The sequence below is a fragment of the Serratia sp. 14-2641 genome (assembly GCF_001692375.1).
Taxonomy (GTDB): Bacteria; Pseudomonadota; Gammaproteobacteria; order Enterobacterales; family Enterobacteriaceae; genus Chania; species Chania fonticola_C.
On the sequence record NZ_LXKR01000101.1, the window covers coordinates 1 to 17,840 of the forward strand.

Consider the following 17,840-nt stretch of genomic DNA (forward strand, 5'->3'; position numbering starts at 1 on the left):
TTGGTCACTCTTCAAGACTTGATATTTTTTTGCTACCGAAGTAGCTGGATATCGTCTTGTGAGTGCCCACACAGATTGTCTGATAAATTGTTAAAGAGCGTTCGTTACCGTGATATTTCTTGGTAACGCGGGAGGTGCATATTACGCTTTCCCGCTGAAGAGTCAACCTTTTTCTCTTACGAGACGCGGTGTTTTCACCGGGTTGCTTCTTCCTGGCTGGGCGACTGGTTCTCGTTAGAGGAGTCGTTGTTCCCGGTCAGTGGAGGCGCATTATAGGGAGTTCTCAGAAGGGCGCAACCCCTAAATTCAAAAAACTTTTCAAGCGTTCAAAAAACCAGCCAAAACGTCATTCATGGGTATTTATTGAGCAAAAAAGGACGGTTTTAAGAGTTTTGCTCGAAGAAAACCCGTCAACCAGGCTAAAGCCAAAGAAAAGGGGGCGGTAAAAACCGCCCCCTTCTATATAGCTACCAACAGCTACTTTTATTGCTTGGCAACGATATGGTCGTTTTCCACGTCCAGCGTCACCGGTTTGCCTGGGATCAACTTGCCAGACAAGATTTGCTGTGCCAGCGGGTTTTCGATTTCCTGCTGGATAGCGCGTTTCAACGGCCGCGCACCATACACAGGGTCGTAACCCGTTTTGCCCAACAGCTCCAAGGCTGGTTCCGTGATGCTGACTTCGTAGCCGCGCTCTTCCAGACGCTGGTACAGACGTGCCAACTGGATCTTGGCAATCTGCGCGATATGTTTCTGGCCGAGCGGATGGAACACCACCACTTCGTCGATACGGTTGATGAATTCCGGACGGAAATGTTGGCTCACCATCTCCATGACCGATTCCTTCATCTGTGGATAGCTCATCTGACCGAAATGCTCCTGGATCAGATCGGAACCCAGGTTAGAGGTCATGATCACCACGGTATTACGGAAATCAACGGTACGACCTTGTCCGTCTGTCAGACGTCCGTCATCCAACACCTGCAACAGGATGTTGAACACGTCTGGGTGCGCTTTTTCCACTTCATCCAGCAGGATCACTGAATACGGACGACGGCGCACCGCTTCTGTCAGATAACCGCCCTCTTCATAACCAACATAACCTGGAGGCGCACCCACCAGCCGCGATACGGAGTGTTTCTCCATAAACTCGGACATGTCGATACGCACCATCGCGTCATCACTGTCGAACAGGAACCCAGCCAACGCCTTACACAGTTCGGTTTTACCCACCCCGGTAGGCCCCAGGAACAGGAATGAACCGATCGGCCGGTTAGGATCGGAAAGGCCGGCACGGCTACGGCGAATAGCATTGGACACCGCGTTCACCGCTTCATCCTGGCCAATCACCCGTGAGTGCAGTTCCTGCTCAAGACGCAGCAGTTTGTCGCGCTCACCTTCCAGCATTCTGGCTACCGGGATACCGGTCGCTTTCGCCAATACTTCAGCGATTTCGGCGTCGGTAACGCGGTTACGCAGCAGCTTCATGGTCTTGCCTTCTGCCTGCGTGGCCGCCTCAAGCTGTTTTTCCAGCTCAGGGATTTTGCCATACTGCAGTTCAGACATGCGCCCAAGGTCACCTACGCGGCGCGCCTGCTCCAGCGTGATCTTGGCCTGTTCCAGTTCCGCCTTGATATTCTGGGTACCAGACAGCGAAGCCTTTTCCGCTTTCCACTCTTCTTCCAGTTCTGAGTATTCGCGCTCTTTCTGCTCCAGCTCGCTACTCAGCATTTCCAGGCGTTTCTTGCTGGCGTCATCCGATTCCTTGTTCAGTGCCTGCTCTTCCAGTTTCAACTGGATGATGCGGCGCTCCAAGCGATCGAGCGATTCCGGTTTAGAGTCCATCTGCATACGAATGCTGGAGGCGGCCTCATCGATCAGGTCGATGGCCTTATCCGGCAACTGACGGTCGGAAACATAGCGGTGCGATAGCGTTGCCGCCGCTACGATCGCCGGGTCCGTGATCTGCACGTGGTGATGCAGCTCATAGCGTTCTTTCAGGCCACGCAAGATGGCGATGGTGTCTTCCACGCTCGGTTCCGCGACATAGACTTTCTGGAAGCGGCGCTCCAGCGCAGCATCCTTCTCTATATATTGGCGATACTCGTTTAGCGTGGTCGCCCCTACGCAGTGCAGTTCCCCACGGGCAAGCGCGGGTTTGAGCATGTTGCCAGCATCCATCGCGCCATCGGCTTTACCGGCACCCACCATGGTATGCAGCTCATCGATGAACAGGATGACGCTGCCTTCCTGTTTGGAAAGATCGCTCAGCACCGCCTTCAGGCGTTCTTCAAATTCGCCCCGGTATTTCGCCCCGGCAATCAACGCGCCCATATCCAGGGAAAGCACACGTTTATGCTTCAGCCCTTCGGGAACTTCACCGTTGATAATGCGCTGAGCCAAGCCTTCAACGATGGCGGTTTTACCGACACCAGGCTCACCAATCAGTACCGGGTTGTTTTTGGTACGGCGTTGCAGCACCTGAATGGTGCGGCGGATCTCTTCATCACGGCCAATCACCGGGTCAAGCTTGCCCTGTTCCGCACGCTCAGTGAGATCGATAGTGTATTTTTTCAGAGCCTGACGCTGATCTTCAGCACCTTGGTCATCCACGCTGTCTCCTCCCCGCATTTGCTCAATGGCTTTGGCTATTTTGTCCGCTGTGGCACCGGCAGCTTTCAGCAGATCGGTCAAATTACCGCGATCTTCAAGCACCGCCAGCACAAACAGTTCGGATGAAATAAACTTGTCTGCCCGCTTTTGCGCCAGCTTGTCGCAAAGGTTGAGGACGCGTACCAGTTCATGTGAGGGTTGAACATCCCCACCGGTACCTTCAACCTGTGGCAGACGAGACAATGCCTGATCGATGTCGGTACGCACTCGCGCAGCATCAATCCCGGCAGAAGTCAGTAATGGGCGAACCGTGCCCCCATCCTGATTGAGCAGGGCGCTCATCAGATGTAACGGTTCAATAAATTGATTGTCGCGCCCAAGGGCCAAAGATTGGGCATCGGCGAGGGCAAGCTGGAATTTGTTAGTAAGACGATCCAGACGCATAACACCTCCAATGTAGGTCAAAATTGCTACTGGAGATTAAATGAGGTCATCCCTCAAATTTTCAAGGTTATCTCGACACTATATTATGAGTACAACGTCATGCATCAGTGGATCGTCCTAGGGCAGTAGGTTATCTCACCCAGATCAAACTTGCCATACGTCCGGTTGTTCCGTCGCGCCGATAGGAGAAAAAATGACTCATTTCGTTCATTGTGCAACGATTACCGCCATAAATGGCGAAAATACCAGCACGTTGAAGGCGCTGGCGAGCCAAAAGATAGAGGTCTGCGAGGAATTTTTCACCATGGGGAGTAAAAGCGGCAGCGGCGGCGCTATCAATATCCATAAATGCCGCACGCACTTCAGCCCCAACTTCGAACCGGTTTGGGCCGATCGCCGGGCCTAGCCAGGCAGTGATGTTTTCTGGTGCCGCAGCAAAGCGCGCCACGGTATTTTCCAGCACGCCATGACATAAGCCACGCCAACCGGCATGCGCGGCGGCAACTTCATCACCTGCTTGTGAAGCAAACAGCACCGGCAGGCAATCCGCCGTCATCACCGCGCAGACCAATCCGGCCACATTGCTGTAAACCGCATCGGCGCGCAAATCTTCAGGCGTTTGGCCATCAAGCGTCAGTACACGAGTGCCATGTACCTGCTCCAGCCACAGTGGCATCTGCGGCAAGCCAGCCGCCGTTACCAGGCATTGGCGGTTACGCGCCACGGCCTGTGCATCATCACCAACATGCTCACCGAGGTTCAGTGAGTCATAGGGAGGAAGGCTGACACCGCCATGACGAGTGGAGCTGCAGGCTGTTACCCCTGCAGGCAACGGCCAATCGGGTACAATCAGCGAACTCATTACCAATCCATCTGATCTTTGAATTCTTCGGTATCGAGCTTCAGCGCGTTGATCAGATCGACCATATCCTGTGGGATTGGCGCATGCCATTCCATCTGGATACCGCTGATCGGATGATACAGGCGCAACATAGTTGCATGCAGTGCCTGACGGTCAAAGCCGCGCAACGTGTTGATAAAGGCCTCTGATGCCCCTTTTGGCGGACGTGGACGGCCACCGTAGAGTTGATCGCCCACCAGCGGATGGTCGATATACGCCATATGCACACGGATCTGGTGCGTACGGCCGGTTTCCAGGCGCAAGCGCAAACGGGTATGGGCGCGGAAATGTTCCATAATGCGGTAATGAGTCACCGCAGGTTTGCCCATTGGGTGCACGGCCATGTGAGTACGTTTGGTGGAGTGGCGGGCAATAGGTTGCTCCACCGTGCCACCCGCGGTCATGGTGCCGATCGCCACCGCTTCATATTCACGGGTGATCTCACGCTCCTGCAATGCCTCTACCAGACGGGTTTGCGCTGGAACGGTTTTGGCAACCACCATCAGGCCGGTGGTATCTTTGTCCAAACGGTGAACGATACCGGCACGCGGTACGTCGGCAATCTCCGGGAAATAATGTAACAATGCATTAAGCACCGTCCCATCCGGATTACCCGCACCTGGGTGCACCACCAGACCGCGAGGCTTGTTGATCACCAGAATATCGGCGTCTTCATAGACGATATCCAGCGGGATGTCTTGCGGTTCCCAACGGGCCTCTTCTTCAATCTGTGCATCAATGGCGACCGTCTCTCCCCCCAGTACCTTCTCTTTCGGCTTGTTTATCGTTTTGCCATTGACCTGTACCCTGTCTTCCAGGATCCATTCTTTTATGCGAGATCTTGAATAATCAGGGAACAATTCGGCCAAAGCCTGATCTAAACGTTGTCCGAGTTGAGTTTCGGCCACCGTTGCGGTGAGTTGTACTTGTTGTGCCATATGCAGCTTCTTCGTTAACGTTGGGTTTTCACGGCGATGCCGTTTAATATAATGTGCTATTGTAACTGGTCTTTTGTCGGGAGCTTAACGGACAGTCTCCCAAAATAACACCCTGAGGATAATCTAAACGTCATGACGCGTATGAAATATCTGGTGGCGGCAGCCACGTTGAGCCTGGCGCTGGCAGGTTGCTCCACATCCAAGGATACGGTTCCCGACAGCCCGCCTTCGGAAATCTATGCTACTGCCCAGCAAAAACTGCAGGACGGTAACTTTAAGGGCGCGATTACGCAACTCGAAGCGTTAGATAACCGCTATCCATTCGGGCCGTACTCTCAGCAGGTCCAATTGGATCTGATTTATGCCTACTATAAATCTGCCGATTTACCTTTGGCACAGGCCTCTATCGATCGCTTTATGCGCCTGAACCCAACGCATCCGAACATTGACTACGTCATGTACATGCGCGGTCTGACAGATATGGCGTTGGATGACAGTGCACTGCAAGGCTTCTTCGGGGTTGACCGTTCTGACCGCGATCCACAGCATGCCCGCGCCGCATTCCGCGACTTCAGCCAGCTGATCCAGCAGTATCCGAACAGCCAATACGCGACCGATGCCTACAAGCGTCTGGTATTCCTGAAGGACCGTCTATCCAAGTACGAGCTCTCAGTGGCGGAATACTACACTAAACGTGGCGCTTACGTCGCGGTAGTTAATCGCGTTGAGCAGATGATGCGTGAATTCCCAGATACCAAAGCGACCCGCGATGCACTGCCGCTGATGGAAAACGCCTATCGCCAGTTGCAATTGAATGCTCAGGCCGACAAGGTAGCGAAAATCATCGCCGCTAACGCGTCTTGAGTCTTTGAGATGGGCAGAAAAACAAAACGGCAGCTTCGGCTGCCGTTTTCATTTGCTGCAAATTCGTCCATTTTCAGGATGAATACACAAGCAAAAACACGGTGTTAGCAAGGCTTTACCACCGGTTAACTTATCGATAATGCGCGTTCTGCTGCCAAGACTCAAGTGTTAGATGGCGGTTTCAGACGCTAAATCACAGATTGAACTAACTTTGCAAAAAGTGACAAAAATTTGTGTTTTACATCACGCATTTCGGCAAAAAGAGCGGTATGCTGAATCTATCCAAGACGGAAAGACAGAGAGGTAAGTTATATGACACTCAACATTACCAGCAAACAAATGGATATCACCCCCGCAATCCGTAATCATGTCGAAGACCGTCTCAGTAAACTGGAAAAGTGGCAGGCGCAGCTGATCAACCCACACATTGTCTTATCTAAAGAACCTAAAGGGTTTGCCGTCGACGCTACCATTACCACGCCTAACGGTCCGCTGGTTGCCAGCGCCAAACATGAAGACATGTATACCGCCGTGAATGACCTGATTGCCAAACTTGAGCGTCAGCTGAACAAGGTACAACACAAGAGCGAAGCACGCCGCGCTTATGCCAGCGTGAAAGACCTGGCTCCGGTAATCACGCAGGAAGAAGAGGAATAACTCTGCAAGTGATTGTTTCACATCAAACGCGCCCGAGGGCGCGTTTTTTGTCTGCCGGTTTCTATTGACACAGTGAAAAGCCAGCGGTTACTTTAAACCCTGATTTACACACATTTTGGAACACCATGAGCCGTAAACCGTTTTTCTTCGCATTCTTTTTTACCTTCCCCTGATTGGGAGGCGTTTCGTCGTGTGAGAAAGAATGCGAAGACGAACAACCAAGCCTCCTCAAACAGGGGGCTTTTTTTATGGCTATTTGACAACCCGCCCCGCTGGGCTTCAAGCTGCGGCTTGCAAGACGACGGGATTAGAAGAATACAAGGCAAAGCTGATTATGACTGATAACCCGTTACTCGTGCTGCGCGAACGCATCAGCGCACTGGATATGAAATTGCTGGCCCTGCTGGCAGAGCGCCGTGAACTGGCGGTAGAGGTGGGCAAAACCAAACTGCATTCGCACCGCCCGATCCGCGATAAAGAGCGTGAGCGCGATCTGTTGGACGCCTTGATCAGCGCGGCCAAACCTTATGACCTCGATGGCTTTTACGTCACCCGCCTGTTCCAGCTGATTATCGAAGACTCCGTGCTGACCCAGCAGGCCCTGTTGCAGCACCAGCTTAACCAGACTAGCCAACATTCCGCGCGCATTGCCTTCCTGGGTCCAAAAGGTTCTTACTCACATCTGGCCGCCCGCCAGTACGCCGCTCGCCATTTTGATCAGCTTATCGAATGCGGCTGTCAGAAATTCCAGGACATCTTTACCCAGGTGGAAACCGGCCAGGCGGATTACGCCATTTTGCCGATCGAGAACACCAGCTCCGGATCGATCAACGATGTGTACGACCTGCTGCAACATACCAGCCTGTCGATCGTGGGTGAACTAACCTTGCCGATCGATCACTGCGTGCTGGTAGCCAACGACACCGATCTGCAGCAGATCGAAACCGTTTATAGCCACCCGCAACCTTTCCAGCAGTGCAGCCAGTATTTGAACCGCTATCCCCACTGGAAGATTGAGTATTGCGAAAGCACCGCCGCCGCGATGGAGAAGGTCGCCAAGCTGAACTCACCAAAAGCTGCGGCGTTGGGCAGCGAGGCCGGTGGTGCGCTGTACAACCTGCAAGTGCTGGAACATAACCTGGCAAATCAGCAGCAGAACATCACTCGCTTCATTATTCTGGCGCGTAAGGCGATTGAGGTTTCTGAGCAGGTTCCGGCCAAAACCACGCTGATCATGGCCACCGGTCAACAATCCGGTGCTCTGGTGGAAGCCCTGTTGGTGCTACGTGACAATGGCATCATCATGACCAAGCTGGAATCACGCCCAATCAACGGTAACCCGTGGGAAGAGATGTTTTACATTGATGTGCAGGCTAACCTGCGTTCTGTCGCGATGGAGAAGGCGTTGAAAGGGCTGACACCGATTACCCGCTCGCTGAAAGTGCTGGGCTGCTATCCAAGCGAAAACGTGGTGCCGGTCAATCCGTCTTAAGTAGCAAAAAGGGTTCGGCTATGCCGAACCCTTTTTCATCTATTGACGGCTATCGTTCGCCTGACGCAGCAAAGAACGGCTCTCAACCAGGAAGCGCTGGGCATAATCACCAAACCAGTGCTCCACCTTCTGGAAGCTTTGAATAAAGGCCTGCTTGTCGCCCTGTTCCAGTAGCTTGATCGCCTCACCAAAGCGCTGATAGTAGCGTTTGATCAGATGAATGTTGTCTTCCGAAGACATGATGATATCGGCGTACAGCTGCGGATCCTGAGCAAATAGCCGCCCCACCATCGCCAGCTCCAGCCGATAGATCGGCGAAGAGAGCGCCAGCAACTGCTCCAGCTGTACGTTCTCTTCAGCCAGATGCAGGCCGTAAGCAAAAGTAGCAAAGTGGCGCAGCGCCTGGATAAAGGCCATGTTCTGATCGTGTTCGACGGCGCTGATACGATGCAAACGCGCGCCCCAAACCTGCAACTGCTCCAGCAGCCACTGGTAGGCCTCCGGCTGACGGCCATCGCAGTACACCACTACCTGTTTGGCCACGCTGCCAACATCCGGGCCAAACATCGGGTGTAACCCCAATACCGGGCCGCTGTGTACGGCCAGCATCGCCTGTAACGGCCGGTTCTTCACTGAAGCCAGATCGACCAGAATACAGTCCTGCGGCAGCGGCGGCAGTTGGGCGATTACCTGCTCGGTGATATGGATCGGCACGCTGACAATCACCATCCCGGCATCCGCCAGCAGGCTATCCGCCTGCGGCCAATCCTCTTGATCCAACACTTTGACCTGATAACCCGACAGCGTCAGCAACCGGTTAAACAGGCGGCCCATCTGGCCATTACCGCCAATAATGACGATAGGGCGCAGCTGTGGGCACAGCGTTTTGAAGCCTTTATCGTTCTCACTGGTGTAGGATTCGCGCATCACGCGGCGCAGCACGTCTTCGATCAAATCTGGTGGAACGCCGAGGCTTTCCGCTTCCTGGCGGCGAGAGGCCAGCATTGCCGCCTCGCGCTCAGGTACGTAAACCGGTAAACCGTAGTGGCTTTTGACTTCCCCTACTTCCGCTACCAGCTCCAGGCGTTTCGCCAACAGGGCAAGCAGCGCTTTATCCACTTCGTCAATTTGATCGCGCAATGCGGTCAGTTCAGCCACCATAACTCACTACTCTCCAGTGCGTGCCATCAGCGCAGCGCCGAGATCCTGATGCATTTGGCGCAGCAGCGTCTCCGTGCTTTCCCAGTTGATGCAGGCATCGGTCACCGATACGCCGTAGCGCATATCCACACGCGGCTGTTCAGAAGACTGGCTGCCCTCGTGCAGATTGCTTTCCAGCATGATGCCGGTAATCGAACGGTTACCCGCTCTGATCTGCTCAACTACGGATTCGGCAACCGCTGGCTGACGGCGATAGTCTTTATTTGAGTTGCCATGGCTGCAATCTATCATCAAGGACGGATGGAGTCCCGCGTCCTGCATCTGTTTTTCGCAGGCGGCAACGTGCTCAGCGCTGTAGTTAGGCGTTTTACCGCCGCGCAGGATCACATGGCCGTCTGGGTTACCCTGGGTTTGCAGCAGGCAAACCTGGCCAGCCTGATTGATACCGACAAACCGGTGCGCCATGGATGCAGCGCGCATCGCGTTGATAGCCGTACCCAGGCTACCGTCCGTACCGTTTTTGAAGCCCACCGGCATTGAAAGGCCGGAAGCCATTTCGCGGTGCGTCTGAGACTCTGTAGTACGCGCACCGATCGCCGACCAGCTGAACAGATCGCCCAGGTATTGCGGGCTGTTCGGATCCAACGCTTCGGTCGCCAACGGCAGGCCCATACCGACCAGATCCAACAGCAGGCGACGCGCAATGTGCAACCCCGCTTCTACATCAAAGGATCCATCCATATACGGATCGTTGATCAGGCCTTTCCAGCCGACGGTGGTTCTTGGTTTTTCAAAATAGACGCGCATAACGATATACAGCTGATCGCTCAATTCAGCCGACAGGGTTTTCAGACGGCGCGCGTAATCCAGCGCGGCATCAGGATCGTGGATCGAACATGGCCCACAGACCACCAGCAGACGGTGATCTTGCCCTTTAAGGATATTGGCAATGGTCTGGCGGGCCGTAGCGATTTCCGTTTCATCGTTGGCACTGAGTGGGAACTGGTTCTTCAGTTCTTCCGGGGTGATCAGAACCTGTTCTGCACTGATATGTACGTTGTTGAGCGCGTCTTTTTGCATGATGCTATTCCTGTCGTTTGCCGTTATGCGTGTGCGTAATTAAAACATCGAGCGTTACAGGTGCTACCTTAACCACTCCTTGTAAAGTTTTCAATCCATTTGCTGTAAATAAAAAATTACCATCATAAACAGGAAAGACAATCACCGGCCACAGGAAACAAGAATAAGATTAAGTCATTGTTTTATTTTATAAAAAAATTGATCGCGCAATATAACATAACGAAGAACCACCAACAGAAGCCCCCCTAAAAACTACGCAATGTAAATAAAATTGAACACTAAAGTGGGTTGTTCATTGCCCCTCATGAGTTCAAAAAACAACTTCCTCTGCGTGTAGAAACGCTGCATGCCACGCCGCGCAGGTAACAAGTTCCTTGGCAAGCCCGTCCCATCCATAGCCAAATTAAACAACTATAAAACAATTGTCATACATTTAACTGGCAATTGATTTTCATTCTTTATTCATTTGAATCTATATCAGAAATAATAGTCACTCTATTGAATAAATATTGCGGGATCTCACAGTTATCCCTCGCCAAATAAATAACTATGGCATAAATCGCTCACACCTCTTTAGGGTTACTCTGCGAAGACAGAGCCCGTACCGCCTGCATTGAGGAGCGATGAGCGTTAGCAGTTTTTTCTTTCTGACAAGGGACTCTCATGATCACATTGCAATTCGCAATTATTATTATCTGCCTATTAGTCGGCACCCGATTTGGCGGTATGGGGTTAGGCTTAATAAGTGGTATTGGCTTATTTCTGCTGTGCTTTATATTCGGTTTGGAACCAGGCAAACCTCCTGTAGATGTCATGCTCACCATTTTAGCGGTGATCGGCTGTGCCTCGGTGTTACAAACCGCTGGCGGTCTGAATGTCATGATGCAATATGCCGAGCGGCTACTGCGCCGCCACCCACAACACATCACCTTACTCGCCCCCTTTACCACCTGGACGCTGACCTTCCTGTGCGGTACCGGTCACGTGGTCTACACCATGTTCCCGATCATTTCTGACATCGCCATCAAAAAAGGGATCCGCCCAGAGCGCCCTATGGCCGTCGCCTCTGTCGCCTCGCAGATGGCCATCACCGCATCCCCGGTTTCCGTGGCTGTGGTATCACTGGTTTCGATCATTGCGGCCGGTCATGGGATCGGCAAGGCCTACTCGCTGCTGGAGATCCTGGCCGTTTCGATCCCGGCTTCGTTGGTCGGCGTATTGATGGCGGCATTGTGGAGCCTGCGCCGCGGCAAAGATCTGGATAAGGATGCGGATTTTCAGGCCAGGATCCAAGATCCGGAGCAGCGAGCCTATATCTATGGCGGTACTGAAACCCTGCTCAATCAAACATTTCCCAAGCAGGCTTACTGGTCAACGCTGATCTTCTTCGGCGCTATCGCTATCGTGGTCATGCTCGGTGCCTTTGCCGATCTGCGTCCTTCCTTTGCCGATGCCAAGGGCGTATTGAAACCGCTGTCGATGAATCTGGTGATCCAGATGATGATGCTGATCGCCGGTGCCGTGATCCTGATGGGCTGTAAAGTCAAACCTAGTGATATCGCCAACGGTGCCGTGTTCAAAGCGGGAATGGTCGCCATCTTCTCGGTATTCGGTGTGGCATGGATGAGTGATACCTTCTTCCAGGCACATATGGGAGAGTTGAAGGTGGTGCTGGAAGACGTGGTGAAAAGCCAGCCCTGGACTTACGCCATCGTCTTGTTCCTGGTTTCCAAACTGGTTAACAGCCAGGCCGCTGCCCTGGCCGCCGTTGCACCAATGGCCTTGCAGTTAGGTGTCGAACCTAAAATGTTGCTGGCCTTCTTCCCGGCGGCCTATGGTTACTTCGTGTTGCCCACTTACCCAAGCGATCTGGCCTGCATCGGTTTTGACCGCTCTGGCACCACTCGCATCGGTAAATTCATCATTAACCACAGCTTCATCATCCCTGGCCTGATCGGCGTGCTGTGCTCCTGCATCACCGGTTATCTGCTGGTGATGACCTTCCTTTAATCGCATTTCTGCCGGCAACGGGCTATCCCCGTTGCCACTGTTAACACCCCCGCAAAAAGCCACCGGTATCACTAGACGAAAAGTGCATAAGTCCCCTGTTTAAACTAAAAACATAAGCTAACCAGGCCTATTTTTGTCCCCTCGGCGAATCGATATAATGTGACCGCTATCACTTATAATCACACTTAACTACTGGATCCAAAATGCTCTCTTTACGCGCTCATCGCGCCATTCCGCTGTTCTTTAGCTGCTTGACCGCCTTCACCAGTGTTTCCGTATTAGCCGATAATACCCTCTTCACCGCGATGGACGATCCGGCCACCGCCAAGAAGCCGTTTGATGGTAATGTTCAAGCTGGCTATAACGCCCAGTCCGGCAACACACAGAACTCAACCCTGTTGGCCAACACCACCATGACCTGGTTTAACAGCGATACGGCTTACAGCCTGTGGGGCTCGGCGAACAACACCACCTCTTCCAACGTACGCTCCTCGGAGAAATACCAGGCCGGTGGCCGTACCCGTTATAATCTGACGGCTCGTAATTATATGTTTGGCCAGGTTGGCTGGTTGAACGATCGTTACAACGGTTACGATTCACGCTCTACGCTGACCGGAGGTTACGGGCGCCAGATCTTTAGCGACCCACGCCAGGACCTGCGTGTCGAATTCGGCCCAGGCGTTCGCCATGATGAATACCACGGCGGTGGCCGCACCACTCGCGCCCTGGCCTATGGCGCAGCCAACTATTCCTACAGGCTGACAGACACGGCCCGCCTATCCGAAGGCCTGTCCGCTTTGGCGAACGACGAAACCACCGTTAACTCCGAAACCGCGTTAAACGTCGCCATCAATAACGACTTCGCCCTACGGCTGGCCTACACGGTGGTCTACAACACCAAACCACCTGCCTCGGCGCCGAAAAATACCGATACCACGACTTCAGTCACGCTGGTGTACGGTTTGTAATCTCGTCTTACAGCTCCGCGCAGTCCTTCTCTAAGCCCATAATTAATGGGCTTTTTTTATGCCCATTCCCGTATTGGCTAATTTGCTAAAAATAGTCCTATCCTTGCTTGACGACTTTAGCATTTTGATTAATACTGTATGCATATACAGTAATTATTGCTAAGGTAAAAACCATGATAAACCCGGCAAATGAGGCCAGTATCGACCCGCTTATCGTGGCCGACCGTCGCGTTATCCTACAAAACAATCCGCTGCGACAGCAGATGTGGGGTTAATAGGATGGAGAGATTAACCTCATTCATTACCTACTCCGCAGCGCTGTTTCTCGCCTGGCTTGGCAAGCTCTCACCGCAGGATGTGGCCTTTCTGATCGGCGCGGCCGTAGGGATCGGCACCTTCCTGGTTAATTGGTACTACAGACGCAAGAGTCTGGAGATCCTCAAAAGCATCGAACGCGATGCGGCAGCACGGAGACTTTTTGATGAACTCAATCGTTAAGCGTTGCAGCGCCCTGGCCATTCTGGCGATCGCCATGCTGTTGCCGCAGGCCAATCAAATTAAAACTTCCGAACAAGGGCTGTATCTGATTGCCGATTTTGAGGGGTGCCAGTTAACCCCGTATCAATGCGCAGCAGGGGTTTGGACGCAAGGTGTCGGCCATACGGCTGGCGTTATTCCAGGTAAGTCCATCACGCCAGTGCAAGCGGCGGAAAACCTGATGGAAGATATCCGCCGGGTAGAGAGCCGCATGGCGGCATGCCTGCCACAGCAGATGCCCCAGGCCACTTATGATGCCGTCATGGCGTTTGCCTTTAACGTCGGTACGGGGGCCGCCTGTCGCTCGACCCTGGTTTATTTCCTTAACCATGGCCAATGGCAGCAGGCTTGCGATCAGTTACCGCGCTGGATTTATGTCAATGGCGTCAAAAACCGCGGGCTGGAACGCCGCAGGGCCGCCGAACGTGATCTGTGTCTAAAGGGTCTCAGCACGCCGAACACCACAAGTTTCCCAGGGAAAGAACAGCTCGCTCAGTAACTTTTTTCGAGCATTGCTGACGAATAGTTTTTCACCGTTTTATCAAGAGGGGGTCTCTATGATGCATTGTCCACTGTGCGGTAGCGTGGCACACACTCGCTCCAGCCGTTATCTGAGTGAATCGACCAAAGAACGCTATCACCAATGCCGTAACATTAATTGCAGCTGTACCTTTGCCACCCATGAATCCGTGGCCCGGGTCATCGTTTCACCCGGCGACATCATTCCGGCGCAGCCTCACCCACAAGAAGGCAAACAGCGCGCCGCCGCGATGTAATGAAAAAAGGGGGGTTACCATCTGGTAATCCCTTGGTTTCACCAGAATAACGATAATCCAACCAGAGGAAATAGATGGTAAGCTTTGGAAATCCGGGTCTTTGAGATGATAAGGAGATCAAATGCAACAACTGGTCTTGGAACACTGGAGTTTTCATTCGCCAAAAATGACACGGCAAATTGTTGTTCCTGATGGCTGTCGGGATTTAATTTTTCTGACGGACAGGAATGGGCAACAGCAGATGAAGATCACTGAGATCGACACCTGTGCCTATGGCGTGGAAAGCGCTGCAGGGGACCATTATGAGGGTTTCCGGTTTCAGCCAGATTGTGTTATCGATGAGGGCAAGTTATTCCATTACCTCAACGCTTGCCGATTAACACCGGACCATCCAACATTACGGTCCATCATTCACGATACCGTGCGTGTGGATACGCAGCTTGCCGAAACATTGCAGTCGTTACGGCTTGCCAACTCTCTGACTCAGGCAAGCCAGGAGTTGGGGATCAGCGTTCGTACTCTGGAACGACTGGTGAAGAACAAAACCGGCAAGAACCCGTTATTCTGGCTTCGTCTATTACGGATGAGAAGAACTGCATCAGTGCTAACTGCCTGCGATCGTGTCTCCCTGACAGAAATCGCACTGAACGGTGGCTATTGTGATCAATCGCACATGAACAGGGAGTTCCAACACTGGCTAGGGATCACGCCTGCTGCATTCCGTATCAGTCCCCATTGGCAACAGGCGTTTGGTGAAGGCTACGATTAAGCCATTGCAGAACAAATCTCGACGAGGTTATGCTCTGGATCTGCCACGTAGCATATCGTTTGCCCCCAGGGCATGTGCTGAATATCTTCCACCAGTACCGCACCGGCAGCCAACGCTGTTTTCAGCGCTTTCGGCACATCGTCGGTAGTGAAGGCAATTTCAAACACCGGATGATGATAATCACTTTTAGCGCTCTTTTTGCCCTGCCCAGCCAGCAACTCTCTTGAGCAAAATGACAGCCGCGTGGCACCGGTAGCCAATTCTCCCCAGTCCCCGCTTTCATGCAAACAATGGATCTCAAAGCCAAAGGCTCGATGATAGAAATCCATCGTTTTCTGCACGTTATCAACATATAAAATCGTATAGGCAAATTGCATTGCAGGCGCTCCATTCAGTGGTCAGTGGCGGTAGTTTCACAAATCCGCCTTCCCGCGTATTGGATAAATACGACAGACGAGTTAACGAGTGTGGCCATCATCGTCAAACCGCAACGCTATTCCCCCGCACCATAAAAAAAGGGGATTACCATGACGGTAACCCCCTTATAACTATTAACTTTTGGATGCAGCGTTAGTTAACGCGGTTCAGACGCTCTTTGATACGAGCAGACTTACCAGTACGTTCACGCAGGTAGTACAGTTTGGCTTGACGAACGGCACCACGACGTTTAACAGTAATGCTGTCGATTACTGGGGAGTGAGTCTGGAATACACGCTCAACACCTTCGCCGTTGGAAATCTTACGAACAGTGAATGCAGAGTGCAGACCGCGGTTACGAATAGCGATAACCACGCCCTCGAATGCCTGCAGACGTTTTTTGGTACCTTCAACGACCCATACCTTCACTTCCACGGAATCACCCGGACGGAATGCAGGTACGTCTTGCTTCATCTGCTCTTGTTCAATTTGCTTAATAATGTTGCTCATAATATGTCTCTTACCCTAGGTAAACTGATATATCGGTCTCGTCGAGACAACGCTCAGACGTTCCCTTCATAGTCCTGTTACTTAGCCCGATGTTCCCGTTGGAACTCGGCCAGCAACACCTCTTGCTCGTCAGTCAGAGCTAGGCTTTCTAGAAGTTCAGGTCTTCTAAGCCAGGTACGGCCCAGCGACTGCTTTAAGCGCCAGCGACGTATCTCGGCATGGTTGCCCGACAGTAAAACTGGCGGAACCTCCATCCCTTCTAACACCTCCGGGCGGGTATAGTGCGGGCAGTCCAGCAATCCCTCAGCGAAAGAATCTTCTTCTGCCGAAGCCTGATGGCCCAGAACACCCGGTATAAAGCGGGCGACCGAATCGATCAGGGTCATTGCCGGTAGTTCACCGCCGCTGAGAACGTAATCGCCGATTGACCATTCTTCGTCAATTTCGGTTTGGATCACGCGCTCGTCTATCCCTTCGTAACGGCCACACACCAGGATCATCTTCTGGTTAGCCGCCAGTTCGCGCACACCGGTTTGATCCAGCTTGCGCCCCTGAGGTGACAGATAAATCACCTTTGCTCCCTCGCCTGCCGCTGCTTTTGCTGCATGAATAGCTTCCCGCAAGGGTTGCACCATCATCAGCATTCCCGGGCCGCCGCCATAAGGGCGATCGTCCACGGTACGATGCCGGTCGTAGGTGAAGTCACGCGGACTCCAACACTGCACGCTCAGCAGGCCATTTTTTACTGCCCGGCTAGTTACCCCGTAATCGGTGATTGCGCGAAACATCTCAGGAAACAGGCTTACGATACCAATGAACACCAGCCAATCCCCATTTTGTTATTCCACTTGCTTCGACCATTAAATCCGGAGGTCAAAAACCAGGATCCCACTCAGCCTCGATAATCTTGGCGGCGAGATCGACTTTCTTGATAACCTGCCCATGAAGAAACGGGACCAACCGCTCCTTCATACCGAATGCATCTTTCAGGTTTGCCCGCACGACCATTACGTCGTTAGAACCGGTTTCCATCATATCGATGACTTTACCCAGTTCGTATCCGGAAGTGGTGACTACCTGGCAGCCCATAAGGTCTTTCCAGTAGTAATCATCGCCTTCCAGCGGAGGCAACTGCTCGGAATCTACGACAATCTCGCAATTGGTCAGTAAATTCGCAGCATCCCGATCGTCAATGCCTTTGACCTTGATGATCAGATCCTGACTGTGGCGTTTCCAGTCTTCCAACTCGACAAACTGCCACTGACCAGAGCGCTGGATTAACCAGGGCTGATAGTCAAATATGCTTTCGGCGTTCTCGGTGGATGAAAACACTCTGAGCCAACCACGGATGCCGTAAGTAGACCCCATCTTACCGAGTACAATCGGCTGCTTAGGTGCTACCGGTTTGAGTTGCTTGCTCATTGCCACCACCGCGACAGATTAAGCTGCTTTCTTAGCGTCTTTGATCAGCGCGTGAACGCGATCAGAAACGGTAGCACCCAGACCAACCCAGTGCTCAATGCGATCCAGGTCCAGACGCAGTGCTTCAGCCTGACCAGATGCGATTGGGTTGAAGAAACCTACACGCTCGATGAAACGACCATCACGAGCATTGCGGCTGTCGGTCACTACTACTTGATAGAACGGACGCTTTTTAGCGCCGCCACGTGCCAAACGAATTGTTACCATAACATCCTCTTTAG

At 52.7% G+C, this 17,840-nt stretch carries 20 protein-coding genes and 1 other annotated feature; of the genes, 10 read left to right on the plus strand and 10 right to left on the minus strand.

Features of this window, described 5'->3' with window-relative positions:
* Positions 1-483: 483 nt before the first annotated feature.
* The 3 genes from clpB to rluD form a co-directional block, all read right to left on the minus strand.
* Positions 484-3,057, minus strand: a complete 2,574-nt coding sequence (gene clpB / locus A6U95_RS28345; RefSeq protein ID WP_021808129.1) for an ATP-dependent chaperone ClpB — start codon at positions 3,055-3,057, stop codon at positions 484-486.
* 130 nt (positions 3,058-3,187) lie between these two features.
* Positions 3,188-3,919 carry a purine nucleoside phosphorylase YfiH gene (yfiH, locus tag A6U95_RS28350; RefSeq protein ID WP_065686937.1) on the minus strand — a complete coding sequence of 244 codons (732 nt, stop codon included), beginning with the start codon at positions 3,917-3,919 and terminating at the stop codon, positions 3,188-3,190.
* Complete coding sequence (rluD, locus tag A6U95_RS28355; RefSeq protein ID WP_065686938.1) at positions 3,919-4,896, minus strand: 23S rRNA pseudouridine(1911/1915/1917) synthase RluD; 978 nt, start codon at positions 4,894-4,896, stop codon at positions 3,919-3,921. The genes yfiH and rluD overlap by 1 nt, the downstream gene beginning before the upstream one ends.
* A gap of 132 nt (positions 4,897-5,028) precedes the next feature.
* Between rluD and bamD the strand changes: the two genes are divergently transcribed.
* The 4 genes from bamD (at position 5,029) to pheA (ending at position 7,909) form a co-directional block, all read left to right on the plus strand.
* A complete protein-coding gene (gene bamD / locus A6U95_RS28360; RefSeq protein WP_021808131.1) occupies positions 5,029-5,760 on the plus strand; it encodes an outer membrane protein assembly factor BamD in 732 nt (243 codons plus the stop codon).
* Between the two features lie 312 nt (positions 5,761-6,072).
* The gene (raiA, locus tag A6U95_RS28365) at positions 6,073-6,417 is read left to right on the plus strand and encodes a ribosome-associated translation inhibitor RaiA (protein WP_021182197.1); all 345 of its coding nucleotides are present in this window, start codon (positions 6,073-6,075) and stop codon (positions 6,415-6,417) included.
* Positions 6,418-6,541: 124 nt separating this feature from the next.
* Positions 6,542-6,667 (plus strand) — a sequence feature (Phe leader region).
* A complete protein-coding gene (pheL, locus tag A6U95_RS31340) occupies positions 6,543-6,590 on the plus strand; it encodes a pheA operon leader peptide PheL (RefSeq protein WP_192958309.1) in 48 nt (15 codons plus the stop codon). It overlaps the preceding feature by 48 nt.
* An 84-nt stretch (positions 6,668-6,751) precedes the next feature.
* Positions 6,752-7,909 carry a bifunctional chorismate mutase/prephenate dehydratase gene (pheA, locus tag A6U95_RS28370; protein WP_065686939.1) on the plus strand — a complete coding sequence of 386 codons (1,158 nt, stop codon included), beginning with the start codon at positions 6,752-6,754 and terminating at the stop codon, positions 7,907-7,909.
* 39 nt (positions 7,910-7,948) lie between these two features.
* Here pheA and tyrA read toward each other — a convergent pair whose 3' ends face one another.
* Together tyrA and A6U95_RS28380 are read right to left on the minus strand one after the other, a co-directional pair.
* Positions 7,949-9,070, minus strand: a complete 1,122-nt coding sequence (gene tyrA / locus A6U95_RS28375) for a bifunctional chorismate mutase/prephenate dehydrogenase (protein WP_065686940.1) — start codon at positions 9,068-9,070, stop codon at positions 7,949-7,951.
* Positions 9,071-9,076: 6 nt separating this feature from the next.
* Positions 9,077-10,150 (minus strand): 3-deoxy-7-phosphoheptulonate synthase, encoded by a 1,074-nt coding sequence (locus A6U95_RS28380; RefSeq protein ID WP_065686941.1) that lies wholly within the window; start codon positions 10,148-10,150, stop codon positions 9,077-9,079.
* A gap of 663 nt (positions 10,151-10,813) precedes the next feature.
* On the opposite strand from A6U95_RS28380, the gene A6U95_RS28385 reads away from it, so the two are divergent.
* The 6 genes from A6U95_RS28385 to A6U95_RS28410 all read left to right on the plus strand — a co-directional run bounded on the left by A6U95_RS28385 (position 10,814) and on the right by A6U95_RS28410 (position 15,210).
* Positions 10,814-12,160, plus strand: a complete 1,347-nt coding sequence (locus A6U95_RS28385; protein WP_021182193.1) for an anaerobic C4-dicarboxylate transporter — start codon at positions 10,814-10,816, stop codon at positions 12,158-12,160.
* Positions 12,161-12,363: 203 nt separating this feature from the next.
* A complete protein-coding gene (locus A6U95_RS28390) occupies positions 12,364-13,128 on the plus strand; it encodes a DUF481 domain-containing protein (RefSeq protein WP_065686942.1) in 765 nt (254 codons plus the stop codon).
* A 279-nt stretch (positions 13,129-13,407) separates the two neighbouring features.
* Positions 13,408-13,626 (plus strand): holin, encoded by a 219-nt coding sequence (locus A6U95_RS28395; RefSeq protein ID WP_021808134.1) that lies wholly within the window; start codon positions 13,408-13,410, stop codon positions 13,624-13,626.
* Positions 13,610-14,164 carry a lysozyme gene (locus A6U95_RS28400; RefSeq protein WP_065686943.1) on the plus strand — a complete coding sequence of 185 codons (555 nt, stop codon included), beginning with the start codon at positions 13,610-13,612 and terminating at the stop codon, positions 14,162-14,164. The genes A6U95_RS28395 and A6U95_RS28400 overlap by 17 nt, the downstream gene beginning before the upstream one ends.
* A gap of 58 nt (positions 14,165-14,222) precedes the next feature.
* Entirely contained in the window at positions 14,223-14,441 is a 219-nt protein-coding gene (locus A6U95_RS28405) for an ogr/Delta-like zinc finger family protein (protein WP_025120391.1), read from the plus strand.
* Positions 14,442-14,562: 121 nt separating this feature from the next.
* Positions 14,563-15,210, plus strand: a complete 648-nt coding sequence (locus A6U95_RS28410; protein ID WP_065686944.1) for a helix-turn-helix domain-containing protein — start codon at positions 14,563-14,565, stop codon at positions 15,208-15,210.
* On the opposite strand, the gene A6U95_RS28415 is transcribed toward A6U95_RS28410, so the two are convergent.
* The 5 genes from A6U95_RS28415 to rpsP all read right to left on the minus strand — a co-directional run bounded on the left by A6U95_RS28415 (position 15,207) and on the right by rpsP (position 17,826).
* On the minus strand, positions 15,207-15,587 hold the full coding sequence (locus A6U95_RS28415) for a VOC family protein (protein ID WP_065686945.1): 381 nt from the start codon (positions 15,585-15,587) through the stop codon (positions 15,207-15,209). The genes A6U95_RS28410 and A6U95_RS28415 overlap by 4 nt on opposite strands.
* Positions 15,588-15,780: 193 nt before the next feature.
* A complete protein-coding gene (gene rplS / locus A6U95_RS28420) occupies positions 15,781-16,137 on the minus strand; it encodes a 50S ribosomal protein L19 (RefSeq protein WP_024485183.1) in 357 nt (118 codons plus the stop codon).
* Positions 16,138-16,214: 77 nt separating this feature from the next.
* Complete coding sequence (gene trmD / locus A6U95_RS28425) at positions 16,215-16,958, minus strand: tRNA (guanosine(37)-N1)-methyltransferase TrmD (RefSeq protein WP_021182185.1); 744 nt, start codon at positions 16,956-16,958, stop codon at positions 16,215-16,217.
* Between the two features lie 52 nt (positions 16,959-17,010).
* On the minus strand, positions 17,011-17,559 hold the full coding sequence (gene rimM, locus A6U95_RS28430) for a ribosome maturation factor RimM (RefSeq protein ID WP_021182184.1): 549 nt from the start codon (positions 17,557-17,559) through the stop codon (positions 17,011-17,013).
* An 18-nt stretch (positions 17,560-17,577) separates the two neighbouring features.
* The gene (gene rpsP, locus A6U95_RS28435; RefSeq protein ID WP_004932501.1) at positions 17,578-17,826 is read right to left on the minus strand and encodes a 30S ribosomal protein S16; all 249 of its coding nucleotides are present in this window, start codon (positions 17,824-17,826) and stop codon (positions 17,578-17,580) included.
* Positions 17,827-17,840: the final 14 nt, after the last annotated feature.